The organism is Methylobacterium amylolyticum (assembly GCF_030700245.1).
Classification (GTDB): domain Bacteria; phylum Pseudomonadota; class Alphaproteobacteria; order Rhizobiales; family Beijerinckiaceae; genus Methylobacterium.
Genome location: NZ_JAUYZI010000016.1, coordinates 43463 through 59230, shown reverse-complemented (window position 1 = coordinate 59230; position 15768 = coordinate 43463). Strand labels below are relative to the sequence as shown.

Here is a 15768-nt window from a genome sequence, read left to right as displayed (position 1 = left end):
CGCGCCTCGTGCCGGCCGGCCGGCGCGCTGCACGTCAACAGGATCTGTGGGGGCCCGATGCGGCGCCGTCTCGTCTCGTCACTCGCGCGCCTCGCCCTCGTCGGCCTCGTCGGGGCCGGACTCTCCGGCTGCATCGGCGAGGAGCTGCGCCACGGCTACCAGGTCGATCCGGCGGCGCTCGCCACCGTGAAGCCCGGCATGAGCCCGGAGCAGGTGCTCCAGATCCTCGGCACGCCCTCGACCGTCTCCACGGTCGGCAACAAGTCCTGGTACTACATCTCGCAGAACACCCGCCGCACGGTGATGTTCCTCGGCGAGCAGGTCGAGGACCAGAAGGTGACGGCGGTGTACTTCACCCCCGCCTTCAAGGTGGAGCGCGTGGCCCTCTACGGCCTCCAGGACGGCCGGGTGTTCGACTTCATCGAGCGCACGACGCCGACGAGCGGCGCGGACCGGGCCTTCCTCAGCCAGCTCTTCCGCGGCCTGACCAAGTACGAGCCGTTCGGCTCGGGCTCGGGCATGAGCGTGGTGCCGGGCGCCAACCGCGGCCAGTAGCCGGTCGCGCCCCGGGGGCGCCGCCCCTGCGGGAGGGCTCGCCCTCCCGAACCCCGATTTCGGTCAGGCCAGCACCGCCGCGGCGATCTCGGCGGGCTCGGCGAACAGGTGGTCCGGGGCCTGCGCCGCCAGCGCCTCGGCCCGGGTGTAGCCCCAGACGACCGCGCCGAAGGCGCAGCCGACGGACCGCGCCGCCTCGAGGTCGCGGATCTCGTCGCCGACACACAGTACCCGCTCCGGCGCCGTGCCGGTCCGCGCGAGCAGCCGGCGCAGCCGCCGCGCCTTGCCGAAGACCGATGCGCCGCAGGCGTAGTGGCCGATCCGGTCGGCGTTGCCCGGGCCGAGCACCCGCCGGACCGTGTCCTCCCGGTTGGAGGAGAGCACCGCGAGCGGCACGCCCGCCTCGGCGAGGGCGGCCAGCATCGCCTCGATCCCGGGAAACAGCGCGAGGCCCGCCGCGTCCCGGGCGGCGAGCCGGTGCATGTGCCGGGCGATCAGCGGCAGCTTCCAGCGCGGGATGCCGAGATGCCGCACGATCTCGCGGGCGCCCTGGCCGCGCAACGCCTCGACCTCGTGCGCCTCGACCCGGCGGAACCGGTAGCGGTCGGCCACACCGTTCAGCACGGAGCGGAACCAGCCGAAGCTGTCGGCGAGCGTCCCGTCGAAGTCGAGGACGACGAGGGGGTGGTGGTCCACCCTCAGAAGCGCAGGTTCTCGACCGGCACCGCGAGCCGCATCACGAGGCCGGCCGGCGCCCAGTCGCGCTCCAGCACCCCGTCGAGCTGCCCCGCGACGCTGCGCTCGGCCAGCACCGTGCCGAACCCCTTTCGCGAGGGGGGCGCTGCGACGGGGGGACCGCCGGACTCGGCCCAGACCAGGGTGTAGCGCCCGTCCTCCCGATGGCCGGTCAGCGACACGCCGCCGTCCTCGCGGGAGAGGCCGCCGTATTTCATGGCGTTCGTGGCCTGCTCATGCATGATGAGCGCAAGTGCGGTCGCGGTGCGCTCACCGATCGGCGCGTCGTCGCCCGCGATCGCCACGCGGGCGCGGCCGCCCTCCTCGTAGGCCGCCATGATCAGGCGCATCAGACCGAGCACCGTCTGGCCGGCGACCGCGGGGGCGCTGTCGGGGGAGTGCGGGCGGACGTACTCGTGCGCCCGGGCCAGGGCGCCGAGGCGCTGGCGGAACGCGTCGGCGAAGGGCTTGGCCGCCGGGTCCCCGCGGGCGGTGAGCGCGGCCAGGCCGCCCACCACCGCGAAGATGTTCTTGATCCGGTGGGACAATTCCCGGATCAGCAGGTCGCGGGCCTCCTCGGCGCGCTTGGCCTCGCGCAGGTCGCGGGTCACCGTGGCGTAGCCGGCCACCGTCCCGGCCGCGTCGCGCACGGGGAAGATGTTGTAGAGGACGGGGATCGCCGCGCCGGTGGCGAAGTGCCGGAAGGCGAGTTCCCCCTCCCACCAGCCCGAGCCGCGCACCGCCGGCATCACCGTCTCCGCCAGGGCGATCCGGCTCTCGGGGGTGAAGAAGTCGGGGATCGTCCGCGCCCGCGCCGCCGCGAGGTCGGGCAGCCCGACCAGCGCCAGGGCGGCCTCGTTGAGGTGGGTGATGCGCCCGTCCTCGGTGCAGAGCCCGATGAAGTCCTTCGAGGTCTCGACGATCGCCGCGAGCTGGCGCGCCTCGGCCTCGGCGCGCTTCAGGTCGTCGATGTCGGTGCAGGTGCCGAACCAGCGCTCGATGCGCCCGTCCGCGTCGCGGATCGGCATGGCGCGGCCGAGCGTCCAGCGATAGGCGCCGCTGTGGTGGCGCAGCCGGTACTCGATCTCGTAGGGCTCGCCGGTGGCGAGCGAGCGGCGCCAGCGCGCCCAGGCCCGCTCCTGGTCCTCGGGGTGGAACACCCCGTTCCAGCCCACGCCGTCGGTGGAGCCGTAGGGCACGCCGGTGAACTCGTACCAGCGGTCGTTGTAGTAGTCGTGGAACCCGTCCGGCAGGGTAGTCCAGACCATCTGCGGCATCGCCGCGGTCATCACCCGGAAGCGGCGCTCGCTCGCGGCGAGTTCGGCCTCGCGGGCGGCCACCCGCGCCAGCGTCCGGCGCTGCTCCAGCAGCGTCGAGACCTGGCGGGCGAGGGCGGCGAGCGTCGCGGTCTGGGCGGTGTCGAGGCCTTCGGGCCGGGGGACCCGGTCGAGGACGCACAGCGCCCCGAGGGGGACGCCGCCCGCACCGCGGATCGCTACGCCGGCGTAGAAGCGGAACTGCTCCGGGCCGGTCACCAGCGGATTGGCGGCGGTCCGCGGGTCGGCGGTCAGATCCGGGATCACCAGGGCGTCCCCGGCCTCGATGGCATGGGCGCAGACCGAGCAGTCGAGCGGGGTCTCGCGGATGCCGAGGCCCAGCTCGGCCTTGAACCATTGCCGCTCGGCATCGACGAAGCTGACGAGCGCCACCGGCGCGCGGCAGACATGGGCCGCGATCCGGATCAGGTCGTCGTAGGGCGCCTCGGGCTCGGAATCGAGGATCGAGAGGTCGCGCAGTTCCGCGATCCGGTCCGCGGCGCACCAGCGGCTGTCGGGGGGGTCGGAAGCCGCGAGCGCGTCGGGTTTCGGTTGATCCATGGTCCCGGCCTCAGATAGGCGCGGGATCCCGTCCTGCACAGGTATCGGCGTGAACAGGCATGCCGACCGTGTCAGCAGGCGGCGCGATCCGTCCCGGGCCCGCGCCGCCGCGGCGGGTATCAGGCGGCCTGCGCCAGGGTCGGATAGTCGATGTAGCCCTCCGGCCCCTGGCTGTACCACGTCCGCGCATCGTCCTGGTTGAGGGGCGCGCCCTTGGCGAAGCGCTCCGGCAGGTCCGGGTTGGCGAGGAAGGTGCGCCCGAAGGCGATCGCGTCGGCCTCGCCCGCGTCCAGCACCCGCTGGCCGCTCGCCGCGTCGTAATCGGCGTTGAGGATCATCGGCCCGCCGAAGACGCGGCGCATCGCCGGAGCGATCGGCGGGTGGTCGGCCTTGCCGAAGGTGCCCTCCGGCCCCGGCTCGCGCATCTCCAGGAAGGCGATGCCGATCCCGGCCAGCGCCTCGGCCGCGGCCACGAAAAGCGGCTCGGGGTCCGAGTCGTTGGTGCCCTGGATCGCGCCGTTCGGCGACAGCCGCACGCCGGTGCGCTCCGGACCCGCGACCCCGGCGACCGCCTCGGCGACCTCGCGCAGCAGGCGGACGCGGTTCGCGATCGGGCCGCCGTAGGCGTCGGTCCGGTCGTTCGGGGTGTCGCGCAGGAACTGGTCGATCAGGTAGCCGTTCGCGGCGTGGATCTGGACGCCGTCGAAGCCCGCGGCCAGCGCGTTGGCGGTCGCCCGCTCGTAGTCGGAGAGGATCCGCGGGATCTCGTCGATCGCCAGGGCGCGGGGCGCGCCGTAGGGCTTCTTGCCCGCGTAGGTGTGGGCCGCGTCGGGCGCCGCGTGGGTGGAGGACGAGACGGGCTTCTCGCCGCCGAGGAAGTCGGGGTGGACCATCCGGCCCATGTGCCAGAGCTGGCAGACGATCTTGCCGCCGGCCTCGTGCACCGCCCGCACCACCGGCCGCCACGCGTCGACCTGCGCGTCCGACCAGACGCCCGGGGCGTAGGGCCAGCCCAGTCCCTCCTGGCTGATGCCGGTGGCCTCGCTCAGGATCAGGCCGGCGCCGGCGCGCTGGGCGTAGTACTGGGCCATGATCGGCGTCGGCACGTGCGCGCGGTCGGCGCGGCCGCGGGTCAGGGGCGCCATGAAGATCCGGTTCTTGGCCTCGATGGCACCGACGCGGATCGGGTCGAACAGGGACGGCATGGGATCTCGATCGCTGTGATGGGGATGGGCGGCCCGCAGAGCCGCGCCGTGCGGTGAGCGAAATGTGCTTTGCGCGGTGCAATACCAGCGTCGGCACGTGCGCGGCCGCACACCCCGCCGGAGCCGTACCCGGTCACCCGCGCGCGGAGCAGGGCTCCGATCCGACGCCGTGCAGGCGGGCGAGCGGGCGTCGGCAGCGCACCGCGCCGACCCGCCCGCGGGCGGGGAAGCGCGCCGCGGACGGTCCGTCCCACCGGACGATCGAATCCCGGGCCCGACGGCGTCCGGGCGGAACGGTCACCGGCGACCGAGTCTTGCGTCCGCACGTTCCGTCTCGGAAGCCGGCCGCGTGAGCACCTTCCTCTACTACCTCGTGACCATCCTCGAATCGGCGCTGTCGGTCGTCGGCATCCGCGCGACCTACGAGCAGCCGCGCTACGCGGTGGTCGAGCATCTGGATCGCGGCGTGGAGATCCGGGATTACGAGGCGCGCACCGCGGTCGAGACGGGCGCGCGGGGCCAGCAGGACGGCGCGGCGTTCGGACGGCTGTTCCGGTACATCACCGGCGCGAACCGCGGCGGGAACCGCATCGCCATGACGGCGCCGGTCGAGACCGGCGGCCGGCTGATCGCGATGACGGTGCCGGTCGAGCAGGGCGCGGCCGGCACGATGCGGTTCTACCTGCCGCGGGCGGTCGCGGAGGCCGGGGCGCCCGAGCCGACCGAGCCCGGAATCCGGCTGGTCCGCGTGCCACCGGAGCGGCTGGCGGTGCTGCGCTTCTCCGGCAGCGCGACGCCCGAGGCGCGGGCGGAGCAGGCCCGCATCCTGGCCGACGTGCTCGCCCGGGCGGGGCGGGAGCCGGCCGGGCCGCCCGTCTTCATGGGCTACGATCCGCCCTTCTCCGTGCCGTTCCTGCGGCGGAACGAGGTCGCCGTCCGGCTTCCGCCCCCGGGGACGTGACGCCCCGGGACCGCTCCGGCCCCGCCGCCGGTCACGCGGCCGCCCACCGGGGCGGCCGCGGTCCCGTCCGGATACCCGGCGCGGTTCCTCAGGCGTGCGCGAGCACGGCCAGCAGCAGCAGGGCGATGATGTTGGTGATCTTGATCGCCGGGTTCACGGCGGGGCCCGCCGTGTCCTTGTAGGGGTCGCCGACCGTGTCGCCGGTCACCGCCGCCTTGTGGGCCTCCGAGCCCTTGCCGCCGTGGTGCCCGTCCTCGATGAACTTCTTGGCGTTGTCCCAGGCGCCGCCGCCCGAGGTCATCGAGATCGCCACGTACAGGCCGGTGATGATGACGCCGAGCAGCATCGCGCCGACCGTGGCGAAGGCCTGGCTCTTGCCGGCGATCGCCTGGATCACGAAGAACAGCACGATCGGCGACAGGACCGGCAGCAGCGAGGGGACGATCATCTCCTTGATCGCGGCGCGGGTCAGCATGTCGACGGCGCGGCCGTAATCGGGCCGGTCGCGCCCCTCCATGATGCCGGGCTTCTCGCGGAACTGCCGCCGGACCTCCTCGACCACGGCGGCGGCCGCGCGGCCGACCGCGGTCATGGCGATGCCGCCGAACAGGTAGGGGATCAGGCCGCCGAGCAGCAGGCCGACGACGACGTAGGGGTTCGAGAGCGAGAAATCGACCGTCACGCCCTTGAAGAACCGGTACTGCGTGTCGGTGGCGTTGGCGGTGAAGTAGTTCAGGTCGGAGGTGTAGGCGGCGAACAGCACCAGCGCGCCGAGGCCGGCCGAGCCGATCGCGTAGCCCTTGGTGACCGCCTTGGTGGTGTTGCCGACCGCGTCGAGCGCGTCGGTCGACCTGCGCACGTCCTTCGGCAGCCCGGCCATCTCGGCGATGCCGCCGGCATTGTCTGTGACGGGCCCGAACGCGTCGAGGGCGACGATGAAGCCCGCGAGCGCCAGCATCGCGGTGACCGCGATGGCGATGCCGAACAGGCCGGCGAGCGCGTAGGTGGCGATGATGCCCGCCACGATGACGATCGCCGGCAGCGCCGTCGATTCCAGCGAGATCGCCAGCCCCTGGATGACGTTGGTGCCGTGGCCGGTGACCGAGGCGTCGGCGATCGACTTCACCGGCCGGAAGTTCGTGCCGGTGTAGTACTCGGTGATCACGACGATCAGCGCGGTGATGGCGAGCCCGATCACCGCGCAGCCGAGCAGGCCGGCCGAGGAGAAGGTCACGCCGGTCGAGGTGGTGAAGGTCCGGGAGAAGCTGCCGAACAGGGCGAAGTTGACCGCGGCGATGGCCCCGATCGACAGCACGCCGGCGGCGATCAGCCCCTTGTAGAGGGCGCCCATGATCGACTGGTTCGCGCCGAGCTTGACCGCGAAGGTGCCGATGATCGAGGTGATGATGCAGGCAGCGCCGATCGCCAGCGGGTAGAGCATCATCGGCTCCAGCGCCTCGCGCCCGCTCCCGGTCGGCCCGGAGAAGAAGATCGCGGCGAGCACCATCGTCGCGACCACGGTCACGGCGTAGGTCTCGAACAGGTCGGCGGCCATGCCGGCGCAGTCGCCGACATTGTCGCCGACGTTGTCGGCGATGGTGGCGGGGTTGCGCGGATCGTCCTCCGGAATGCCGGCCTCGACCTTGCCGACGAGGTCGCCGCCGACATCGGCGCCCTTGGTGAAGATGCCGCCGCCGAGGCGGGCGAAGATCGAGATCAGCGAGGCGCCGAAGCCGAGCGCCACGAGGGCGTCGATCACCTCGCGGCTCGACGGGTCGAGCCCGGCGCCGCGGGTGAGGTAGAGGTAGTAGAGGGCGACGCCGAGCAGCGCGAGGCCGGCGACCAGCATGCCGGTGACGGCGCCCGACTTGAACGCGACCTCGAGGCCGCCGCCGAGCGAGGTCGAGGCGGCCTGCGCCGTGCGGACGTTGGCGCGCACCGACACGTTCATGCCGATGAAGCCCGCGGCCCCCGACAGCACCGCACCGATCAGGAAGCCGACCGCCACCTTGATCCCGAGGAAGGCGGCGAGCGCCGCGAACAGCACGACGCCGACGATCCCGATCGTGAGATACTGCCGCTTCAGGTAGGCCTGCGCGCCCTCGGCGATCGCGCCCGCGATCTCCTGCATGCGCTGGGTTCCGGCGTCGCGCTTCATCACGTCTGAGATCGTGACGATGCCGTAGGCGACGGCGCAGAGCCCGCCCACGATGATCAGAATCAAGGGAAGCATTCGACCGTCCTTGAGATTATGCTGCCTGGCTGGGGCTTGTGATTGCCGAGCTCGGCCGGGATGGCCGCGGGACGTGACGCTCGGATTCGGGGCTTTCCTTCCCAGAAACGCACCCTGATTGCCAAACTTCGCCGCAGAGCGCAAACGCGACGTTGGGACGAGTCGAAGTTGAATGTTGCATTGCGATATAATCGGGGACGTCGCAGTGCTTTCCTCGGTCGCCCTTTGCTGCGGTGCAGGTCGCGGGCAGCCGATCCCACCCCCGCCTCCTCGCGGGGCACACAACCACTGATCGAATAAGCGATCGGCGACACCACCCTGTTAACCGGCCGTTAACCATGAGCTCATCCATTACAGGTTGTAGATCCTGATGGGGGCCACGATGAGCAGCGACCAGGTCGCCAAGCTGGCGGCGACGATCGAGGTGCTGACGGGCGCGGTGCATTTCCTGATCGCCGAGCGCGTCGCCGCCCAGCCCGCGGCGGCGCAGGGCGACCTGCTGCACATCCTGCAGCGGGCGTTCTCGACGCCGCCGCGCACCGAGGAGGCGCTCACCGGGCGCGCGGCCCTGGCCCAGGCCGACCTCGCCCTGTGGATGCCGATCGTCGCCGCGGGGATGATGGACGAGGTGCGCCGCCAGATCGGGCGCCCGCCCGAGGGCGTGACGCACATCGTCCTCGGTCGCGGCCAGCCGGCCCGCGGCGTCCCGGCCTCAGAAGTGGCTGAAAGCCCCTGCCGCGAACACGCGCGCGGTGCCGTCGCCCATTTCGAAGGCGGGCGGGCCGTCGCCTGAGGTCACGGTGCCGACGACCGCGAGCGGTACGCCGACGGCGGCGGCCTCGGCGCGGAGCGCGTCGAGGGCCGAGTCCGGGACCGTGCAGAGGATCTCGTAATCGTCCCCGCCGGTCAGGATCCTTTCGATGAGGGCGGGCTCGGCCCGCACCGCGCGGGCGGCGGCGGCCGAGAGGGGGATCGCATCGGCGGCGATCCGGGCACCCCGCCCCTCCCCCAGCATCTTGGCGCAGTCGCCCGCCAGCCCGTCCGAGACGTCCATCGCCGCCGAGGCGTGGCGGCGCAGCGCCTCCGCCAGGGCGAGGCGCGGGCGCGGGTGCAGGTAGCGATCGCGCAGGTATTCGCGCATTCCGTCGTCGAGGGCGGCGATCCAGGGCGCCTCGGGCTCCAGGCGCAGGGCGAGGCCGAGCGCCGCGTCGCCGATCGTGCCGGTGACGCAGATCCGGTCGCCGACCCGGGCCGTGACGCGGCGGACCATGTCCCCGGCCGGCACCTCGCCGAGCGCGGTCACGCCGATCACCATCGCCCCGCGGGCGCGCACCGTGTCGCCGCCCAGGAGCGGGCAGCCGTGCTCGGCGGTGGCCGTCCCCAAGCCGGCGGAGAAGGCGGCGAGCCAGTCCTCGCTCCAGTCGTCGGGGAGCGCCAGCGTCAGCAGGATGCCCCGCGGGGTCGCGCCCTTGGCGGCGAGGTCGGACAGGTTCACCCCCAGCGCCTTGCGGGCGATCGAGGCGGGCGGGTCGTCGGGGAAGTGGTGGACGCCCGCCACCAGGGCGTCGGCGGTCAGGACGAGGTCGTGGCCCGGGGTCGGCGCCAGCGTCGCGGCGTCGTCGCGCATCCGGTCGGCGCCGGGGCCGGCGAGCGGCGCGAAGTAGCGGGCGATCAGGCCGTTCTCGTCCGCGCGCGCCGGCCCGGCCACCGGCTCAGGCGCCCTTCGCGGCCGGCTTCTGGGTGGCGGGCTTCTGGGGTGTGGGCTTCTGGGGAGCCGACTTCTGGCCCCCGACCTCGTCGGGGCGGACCTGCCGCGCCACCCGGTCGAGCACCGCGTTGACGAGGCCCGGCTCGTCGGCGCTGTAGAAGCTGTGGGCGACGTCGACGTATTCCGAGATCGCCGCCCGGGCCGGCACGTCGGTGCGGAACATCAGCTCGTAGGCCCCGGCGCGCAGGATCGCCCGCAGCACCGCCTCGATGCGCCGCAGCGGCCAGCCCTGGGTCAGCGCCCGGTCGAGCTGCGGGTCGATGGCGCGCTGCTCCTCGACGGTGCCGCGCAGCAGGTCGCGGAAGAAGGCGGTCTCGGCCGGCGGGTGCTCGATCCCGTCGACCTCCCGGCCGATCCAGTGGGCCTCGAACTCCGCGAGCGCGTCGAGGACGCCCTTGCCGGAGATGTCCATGTCGTAGAGCGCCTGCACCACGGCGAGCCGGGCGCCGCTGCGCGGGCTCACCCGGGCCGGCTTCGCTCCGGCCTCGCTGTCCTGCACGTCGGGCTTCGCGTCGGTCATGGCGCCTGTCGTCATCGGGGGCGCGCGGCGGCCGCGCGCTTGAGGGCCAGCACCGCCAGCGCCGCCTCGGCCGCGCCGCCGCCCTTGTTCATCTCGGCGACGCGCGCGCGGGCCAGCGCCTGCGCCTCGGTCTCGACCGTGAGGATGCCGTTGCCCAGGGGAATGCGGCGGTCGACCGAGAGGTCCATCAGGGCGCGGGCGCTCTCGCCCGCGACGATGTCGTAGTGCCCGGTCTCGCCGCGGATCACGCAGCCCAGCGTCACCACGGCGTCGTAGCCGCCGGCATCGAGGAGGATCGCCACCGCGGCCGGGATCTCCAGGGCGCCCGGCACGGTGACGACCTCCGCCTGGGCGCCGGCCGCCTCGATCGCGGCCCGGGCGCCGGTGAGCAGCTCGTCGGCGATGGCGTCGTAGTAGCGCGCCTCGACGACGAGGACGCGGGCGCCGGCCACGTGCGGGTCGGGGGCTCTCGAGCCCGTTTCGGCGCGGCTGTGGGCGACCATGTCTCTCGTCCGGCCCGGAAAGGGGAGATCAAGGGAGGATGAAGGGGTGCTGGGCGGCGGGGTTAGACCGAAGCGGCCGGCGCCACAAGCGCGGCGCGCGGCTCCGGGATCACGGCACCAGCGGCGGCAGCGGCCGGGCGGCGCCGTCGGGAAGCCCGGTGCGGGCGACGTTCATGGTCATGGCGAGCAGCGCGTAGTAGCCGTTGAGGCCGGCCAGATCGATCGCCCCCTGCTCGCCGAAGCGCGCGACCACCGCGGCGTAGGTCGGGTCGCTCACCGCCCGGTTGTGCTGCAGTTCGATCGAGAAGTCGTAGACCAGCGCCTCGTCCGCGCTCATCGTCGCGGGCCGGCGTCCCTCGGCCACCGCCCGCGCCGTCTCGGGCGCCACCCCGGCCTTCAGGGCGATCGGCGCGTGGACGTGCCACTCGAACTGCTGGCTCCACAGCCGGGCGACCACGAGGATCACGAACTCGCTGATGCCCAGCGGCAGGACGCTGTTGTAGCGCAGGTAGAGACCCATGCGGCTCGCACATTGCATCAGCTCGGGGCTGCGCAGCAGCGGCACGAACGGGCCGAACACCGGCACGCCGCGCTCGGCCCGGAACGCTTCCGCCGCGGCGGCCTGCGCCTCGGTATAGGCTTCGGCCGGGATCTCCGGCATCCGGTCGGCGTGTGTCGTGTCCGTCTTCGTCGCGCCGGCCTTCGTCGCGTCGGTCCTGCTCGCGTCCGTCATGGCGTCTCCCCTCCCCCGTGCGGCGACCGGTCCGTTCAGTCCGCCGCGTCCGGGAAATGCCGCGCGAGCACGGCGCGGACCTGCGCGGTCATCTCGGCCTCGGCGCACGAGAACTGCGCGGGCCGCGCCGCCTTCCACTCCGCGTTGCTGGCGATGCCCTCGGCGGCGCGGGCGCCCTCGATCAGGTCCTTGATCTGGACCTCGCCCGCCGCCCGCTCGTTCGAGCCCTGGATGATCGCCACCGGCGCCCGGCGGCGGTCGGCGTACTTCATCTGCGCCTTCATGCCGGCTGCGCCGAGATACAGCTCGGCCCGGACGTTCTCCGCCCGCAGCGCCGCGACCAGCCTCTGGTAGTCGGCCATGTTCTCGCGGTCGAGCACCAGCACCACCACCGGTCCGGGCCGCTCGGCACCGTGCAGGAGCGGGCTCTTCACGAGTTGCAGCGCCGAGAACAGCCGCGACACGCCGATCGAGAACCCCGTCGCCGGCACCGGCTCGGCGCGGAAGCGCCCGACGAGGCCGTCGTAGCGCCCGCCCCCGGCCACCGAGCCGAAGCGCACCGTCTGCCCGTCCTCGTTGGTGACGGGGAACGTCAGCTCCGCCTCGTAGACCGGGCCGGTGTAGTACTCGAGGCCGCGCACCACGCTCGGGTCGGCGCGGATCACGTCGTGGCCGTAGCCGGCCGCCGCGCAGAGGCGCATGATCGCGTGCAGCTCGGCGATGCCCTCGCGGCCCGTCTCCGACGTGCCGACCGCCTCGTGCCAGCCCGCGAAGAACCGCTCCCAGAACGCCACCCGGTCGGCGCCCTCGGACGGATCGGCCTGGAGGGCGACGTAGGCCAGGATGCGCTGGGCCGCCGCCGGGTCGAGCCCGGCGCCCTTCGTGAAGTCGCCGCTCTCGTCCTTGCGGCCGGCGCCCAGCAGGTCGCGCACGCCGTCGACGCCCAGCCGGTCGAGCTTGTCGATCGCCCGCAGCACGGTGAGCCGGCGCCCGGCCTGCTCGGGGCCGCTGAGCCCGGCGGCCTCCATCACGCCGTCGAGCACCTTGCGGTTGTTGACCTTGACCACGTAGCGGCCGGCGAGCCCCAGCCGGTTCAGGGTCTCGGCCATCAGCATGCAGATCTCGGCGTCGGCCGCGACCGAGCCCGCACCGACGATGTCGGCGTCGAACTGCATGAACTGCCGGAAGCGGCCGGGGCCGGGCTTCTCGTTGCGGAAGACGTAGCCGGCGCGGAAGCTCCGGTAGGGCTTCGGCAGCGCGTCGAAGTGCTCCGCCACGAACCGGGCGAGCGGGGCGGTGAGGTCGTAGCGGAGCGACAGCCACGCCTCGTCGTCGTCCTGGAACGAGAACACCCCCGCGTTCGGGCGGTCGAGGTCGGGCAGGAACTTGCCGAGCGCCTCGGTGTACTCGACGAACGGCGTCTCCAGCGCCTCGAAGCCGTAGAGCTCGAAGCTCGCCCGGATGGTCTCCAGCATCCGGTGCTGCGCGGCGATCTCCTCGGCGCGCCGGTCGACGAAGCCGCGGGGCAGGCGCGGCTTCAGGGTTTCGGCCTTCGATTCGGCCTTGGACATGGTGGCGTTCGCTTCTCGCGGCCGCCCCGGCCCGAGCGGGTCGAGCGGGCGGCCGGTCAGGGGGCCTTGAAGGCCCGGGGATCCCGCCGCGGGCTCTAACGCAGCCGGCCGGGAAGCGGCAAGATCGTCAATACGGCGCGACGAGCTTGACCCAGAGCAGCACGGCGAGGCTCACCAGGGCGATCGGCATCTGGATCGGCCGCAGCCGGGCATGGGCCAGCGGAACCTCGCCGGCCCGCGCCGCGATCGGGTCGATCACCATCACCGCCGCGTAGCCCAGGATCAGCAGGGCGACGGCGACCACCGCCTTGCCCATCACCGCGCAGAGCAGCGCGGCCAGCCCGAGCCCGTAGAGGACCAGCATCGTCACGATCTGCGACAGGCTGGGACCGCCCTCGGTCCGGAAGCTGACGCCGCGGTGCACGCCGGCCAGGAACAGCAGGATCGAGGCGGCGTAGAGCAGCGTGAACAGGGCGACGAGATAGTCGAGCGGCTGGCCCTGGAGCCACCACGCCGCCGCCGCGCCGACCGCGATCGGCACCATCGGCCCGAACCCGAACACGATGTCGAGCCAGGGGATGCGGCGGGTCTCGTGGACGGAGAGCGTGCGTCCGGTTGCGTCGTCGAGCATGTCTGTCCTGATCGCGCGCCGCGCGTTCCTTGTCCGTCCTGCCATCGCGGCACAGGCACGGGCAACGGCCGCGCACCGGCACGGTTCCGGCACGGCTCCGCGGCGCCGCCGGGCTTACGGCCGCGGCGGCGCCGCGTGAACCCCCGGGACAAGTCCCGCGAAGCGCGCGTGCACGGCTTGAGCCGGCGACGGAAACGCGCTATGCATGCCCTGCCCTCCTCATTAGGTCCGCGCCGCAGGGCGCCCGTGAGCCGCCAGGGTTCAGCCACAACGTTGCTTCGGGCTTCACGTCCCCGCGCGGCCCGACCTCAAGCGCCCGTCCCCCGGGTGCCGCCCGCGAAACCGGCCCTTCCCTCCCGCCTTCTCGTCGGTTCAAGACACTCCATGACACCAAACTCCGACGCCTTCGCCGACCTCGCGACCGCGGAACCGGACGAGTCGTCCGCCGCATTGCCCTCGGCCGAACTCGCCGGCATGCGCGAGGTCAAGCTCTCCGACCTCAAGGCCAAGACGCCGACCGAGCTGATCACCTTCGCCGAGGAGGTCGAGGTCGAGAACGCCTCGACCATGCGCAAGCAGGAGCTGATGTTCGCCATCCTGAAGCAGCTCGCTGCCAAGGATGTCGAGATCATCGGCGCCGGCACCGTCGAGGTGCTGCAGGACGGGTTCGGCTTCCTGCGCTCGAACGACTCGAACTACCTGCCGGGTCCGGACGACATCTACATCTCGCCGACCCAGATCCGCCGCTTCGGCCTGCGCACCGGCGACACCGTCGAGGGCCCGATCCGCGGGCCCAAGGACGGCGAGCGCTACTTCGCGCTGCTGAAGGTGAACACGATCAACTTCGAGAATCCGGAGAAGATCAAGCACAAGGTCCACTTCGACAACCTGACGCCGCTGTTCCCCACCAAGCGGTTCAAGCTGGAGCTGGAGAATCCGACCAAGAAGGATTTCTCCCCGCGGATCATCGACATCGTGGCGCCGATCGGCAAGGGCCAGCGCGCGCTGATCGTCGCGCCGCCGCGCACCGGCAAGACCGTGCTGATGCAGAACATCGCCCAGTCGATCACCCTCAACCACCCCGAGTGCTACCTCATCGTGCTGCTCATCGACGAGCGCCCCGAGGAGGTGACCGACATGCAGCGCTCGGTGAAGGGCGAGGTCATCGCCTCGACCTTCGACGAGCCGGCCACCCGCCACGTGCAGGTCGCCGAGATGGTGATCGAGAAGGCCAAGCGCCTCGTCGAGCACGGCCGCGACGTGGTGATCCTGCTGGATTCCATCACCCGCCTGGGCCGGGCCTACAACACGGTGGTTCCGTCGTCGGGCAAGGTGCTCACCGGCGGCGTCGACGCCAACGCGCTCCAGCGCCCGAAGCGCTTCTTCGGCGCCGCGCGCAACATCGAGGAGGGCGGCTCGCTCTCGATCATCGCCACCGCGCTGATCGATACCGGCTCGCGCATGGACGAGGTGATCTTCGAGGAGTTCAAGGGCACCGGCAATTCCGAGATCATCCTCGACCGCAAGGTCTCGGACAAGCGCATCTTCCCGGCGATCGACATCACCCGCTCCGGCACCCGCAAGGAGGAGCTGCTGGTGCCGCCGGACTCGCTCAAGAAGACCTACGTCCTGCGCCGCATCCTCAACCCGATGGGCGTCACGGACGCGATCGAGTTCCTGCTCGACAAGCTGCGCCAGACCAAGACCAACCAGGACTTCTTCGACTCGATGAACACCTGAGGGCGCGGGGCGCCGCTCCCTGGGCCGCCCCGCCTTCAAATCTCGGTTGTATCGTTTAAATTTTTCACGCTCTGGTACGTTAAACGCTGTGAGGCGCGGCTCTCCCGCCCTATTCCAGGGTCGTGGAGATCTCATGTCGACGATTTCGTCGCGCGCGGAGGCGCTGAAGGCCGCCGGCCTCATCGGCACCTGGGAGACCGACGTCCAGGCGGGCGTCTCGGTGCTCGACCGGGAGGCCGCCGCGTTGCTCGCCGGAAGCGCCACCCTCGCCGGCCAGCCCCTGACGCTCGAAGCCGCCCTCGCCCGGGTCCATCCCGACGATCGCGACTGGCTGTTCGCGCGGATCCGGCGGACCCGGCAGACGGGCGGTCCGATCGCGGTCGAGTTCAGGATCCTCGGCGCGGCGGGCGAGATCCGCCGCGTCCTGACCCGCGGCATCCTCGCCCGCGATGCGCGCGGGGCGATGCGGGGTTACGGGGCCTACATCGACACGACCGGCTTCGACCGGCCACCATCCATCGCCGAACCGGACCGGTATCCAGACCCCCTGACCGAGGCTGAGTCGCAGGTCCTGCGGGCGCGGGAGGCCCTGGGCCGGAGCGGCAACGGCCCCCTGCTCCTGGCCGCCGACCTGCTGCTGTGGGAGATCGGCCGGGCGCTCGCGGCCCGGCGCCTGTCCTGAGGTCCCGCGCGCCGCGGACCGGGTGTCCCGAAATCGCGCGGCCGCGCGGGGACG

General features: G+C 72.5%; 15 protein-coding genes. 5 read left to right on the top strand and 10 right to left on the bottom strand.

The genetic code is table 11. The features are described 5' to 3' along the window. The first annotated feature begins 57 nt into the window (after positions 1 to 57). Positions 58 to 555, top strand: coding sequence for an outer membrane protein assembly factor BamE (locus tag Q8W71_RS13375; RefSeq protein WP_305525873.1), 498 nt, complete (start codon positions 58 to 60; stop codon positions 553 to 555). A gap of 63 nt (positions 556 to 618) precedes the next feature. On the opposite strand, the gene Q8W71_RS13370 is transcribed toward Q8W71_RS13375, so the two are convergent. From Q8W71_RS13370 to Q8W71_RS13360, 3 genes are all read right to left on the bottom strand, one after another. Beyond that, a complete protein-coding gene (locus Q8W71_RS13370; protein WP_305525872.1) occupies positions 619 to 1251 on the bottom strand; it encodes an HAD hydrolase-like protein in 633 nt (210 codons plus the stop codon). Positions 1252 to 1253: 2 nt separating this feature from the next. After that, positions 1254 to 3167 (bottom strand): PAS domain S-box protein, encoded by a 1914-nt coding sequence (locus Q8W71_RS13365; RefSeq protein WP_305525871.1) that lies wholly within the window; start codon positions 3165 to 3167, stop codon positions 1254 to 1256. Between the two features lie 119 nt (positions 3168 to 3286). Next, positions 3287 to 4372: an alkene reductase gene (locus tag Q8W71_RS13360; protein WP_305525870.1), complete on the bottom strand. Its 1086-nt coding sequence runs from the start codon at positions 4370 to 4372 to the stop codon at positions 3287 to 3289. Positions 4373 to 4721: 349 nt separating this feature from the next. Between Q8W71_RS13360 and Q8W71_RS13355 the strand changes: the two genes are divergently transcribed. Then, positions 4722 to 5333, top strand: coding sequence for an SOUL family heme-binding protein (locus Q8W71_RS13355; RefSeq protein ID WP_305525869.1), 612 nt, complete (start codon positions 4722 to 4724; stop codon positions 5331 to 5333). Between the two features lie 88 nt (positions 5334 to 5421). Here Q8W71_RS13355 and Q8W71_RS13350 read toward each other — a convergent pair whose 3' ends face one another. Next, the gene (locus Q8W71_RS13350; protein ID WP_305525868.1) at positions 5422 to 7566 is read right to left on the bottom strand and encodes a sodium-translocating pyrophosphatase; all 2145 of its coding nucleotides are present in this window, start codon (positions 7564 to 7566) and stop codon (positions 5422 to 5424) included. 382 nt (positions 7567 to 7948) lie between these two features. Here Q8W71_RS13350 and Q8W71_RS13345 point away from each other — a divergent pair, with 382 nt between their 5' ends. Continuing rightward, positions 7949 to 8359 carry a hypothetical protein gene (locus Q8W71_RS13345; RefSeq protein WP_305525867.1) on the top strand — a complete coding sequence of 137 codons (411 nt, stop codon included), beginning with the start codon at positions 7949 to 7951 and terminating at the stop codon, positions 8357 to 8359. On the opposite strand, the gene thiL is transcribed toward Q8W71_RS13345, so the two are convergent. The 6 genes from thiL to Q8W71_RS13315 all read right to left on the bottom strand — a co-directional run bounded on the left by thiL (position 8279) and on the right by Q8W71_RS13315 (position 13292). Beyond that, on the bottom strand, positions 8279 to 9274 hold the full coding sequence (thiL, locus tag Q8W71_RS13340; protein WP_305525866.1) for a thiamine-phosphate kinase: 996 nt from the start codon (positions 9272 to 9274) through the stop codon (positions 8279 to 8281). The genes Q8W71_RS13345 and thiL overlap by 81 nt on opposite strands. Positions 9275 to 9278: 4 nt before the next feature. Next, the gene (gene nusB / locus Q8W71_RS13335) at positions 9279 to 9854 is read right to left on the bottom strand and encodes a transcription antitermination factor NusB (protein ID WP_305525865.1); all 576 of its coding nucleotides are present in this window, start codon (positions 9852 to 9854) and stop codon (positions 9279 to 9281) included. 11 nt (positions 9855 to 9865) lie between these two features. Further along, positions 9866 to 10357, bottom strand: a complete 492-nt coding sequence (gene ribH / locus Q8W71_RS13330; RefSeq protein WP_305525864.1) for a 6,7-dimethyl-8-ribityllumazine synthase — start codon at positions 10355 to 10357, stop codon at positions 9866 to 9868. A 109-nt stretch (positions 10358 to 10466) separates the two neighbouring features. Then, a complete protein-coding gene (locus Q8W71_RS13325) occupies positions 10467 to 11090 on the bottom strand; it encodes a carboxymuconolactone decarboxylase family protein (protein ID WP_305525863.1) in 624 nt (207 codons plus the stop codon). A gap of 35 nt (positions 11091 to 11125) precedes the next feature. Then, positions 11126 to 12661 (bottom strand): histidine--tRNA ligase, encoded by a 1536-nt coding sequence (hisS, locus tag Q8W71_RS13320; RefSeq protein ID WP_305525862.1) that lies wholly within the window; start codon positions 12659 to 12661, stop codon positions 11126 to 11128. Between the two features lie 127 nt (positions 12662 to 12788). Next, entirely contained in the window at positions 12789 to 13292 is a 504-nt protein-coding gene (locus tag Q8W71_RS13315; protein ID WP_305525861.1) for a DUF3429 domain-containing protein, read from the bottom strand. A 384-nt stretch (positions 13293 to 13676) separates the two neighbouring features. Between Q8W71_RS13315 and rho the strand changes: the two genes are divergently transcribed. Then, the gene (gene rho, locus Q8W71_RS13310; RefSeq protein ID WP_305525860.1) at positions 13677 to 15032 is read left to right on the top strand and encodes a transcription termination factor Rho; all 1356 of its coding nucleotides are present in this window, start codon (positions 13677 to 13679) and stop codon (positions 15030 to 15032) included. A 133-nt stretch (positions 15033 to 15165) separates the two neighbouring features. After that, positions 15166 to 15714 (top strand): PAS domain-containing protein, encoded by a 549-nt coding sequence (locus tag Q8W71_RS13305; protein WP_305525859.1) that lies wholly within the window; start codon positions 15166 to 15168, stop codon positions 15712 to 15714. Positions 15715 to 15768 lie beyond the last annotated feature (54 nt).

Coding starts and splice junctions, on each gene's coding strand:
- Q8W71_RS13350 (WP_305525868.1), bottom strand. CDS start 7,566: ATGCTTCCCTTGATTCTGATCATCGTGGGCGGGCTCTGCGCCGTCGCC.
- Q8W71_RS13315 (WP_305525861.1), bottom strand. CDS start 13,292: ATGCTCGACGACGCAACCGGACGCACGCTCTCCGTCCACGAGACCCGC.
- Q8W71_RS13360 (WP_305525870.1), bottom strand. CDS start 4,372: ATGCCGTCCCTGTTCGACCCGATCCGCGTCGGTGCCATCGAGGCCAAG.
- Q8W71_RS13365 (WP_305525871.1), bottom strand. CDS start 3,167: ATGGATCAACCGAAACCCGACGCGCTCGCGGCTTCCGACCCCCCCGAC.
- hisS (WP_305525862.1), bottom strand. CDS start 12,661: ATGTCCAAGGCCGAATCGAAGGCCGAAACCCTGAAGCCGCGCCTGCCC.
- Q8W71_RS13345 (WP_305525867.1), top strand. CDS start 7,949: ATGAGCAGCGACCAGGTCGCCAAGCTGGCGGCGACGATCGAGGTGCTG.
- nusB (WP_305525865.1), bottom strand. CDS start 9,854: ATGACCGACGCGAAGCCCGACGTGCAGGACAGCGAGGCCGGAGCGAAG.
- Q8W71_RS13375 (WP_305525873.1), top strand. CDS start 58: ATGCGGCGCCGTCTCGTCTCGTCACTCGCGCGCCTCGCCCTCGTCGGC.
- Q8W71_RS13305 (WP_305525859.1), top strand. CDS start 15,166: ATGTCGACGATTTCGTCGCGCGCGGAGGCGCTGAAGGCCGCCGGCCTC.
- rho (WP_305525860.1), top strand. CDS start 13,677: ATGACACCAAACTCCGACGCCTTCGCCGACCTCGCGACCGCGGAACCG.
- Q8W71_RS13325 (WP_305525863.1), bottom strand. CDS start 11,090: ATGACGGACGCGAGCAGGACCGACGCGACGAAGGCCGGCGCGACGAAG.
- ribH (WP_305525864.1), bottom strand. CDS start 10,357: ATGGTCGCCCACAGCCGCGCCGAAACGGGCTCGAGAGCCCCCGACCCG.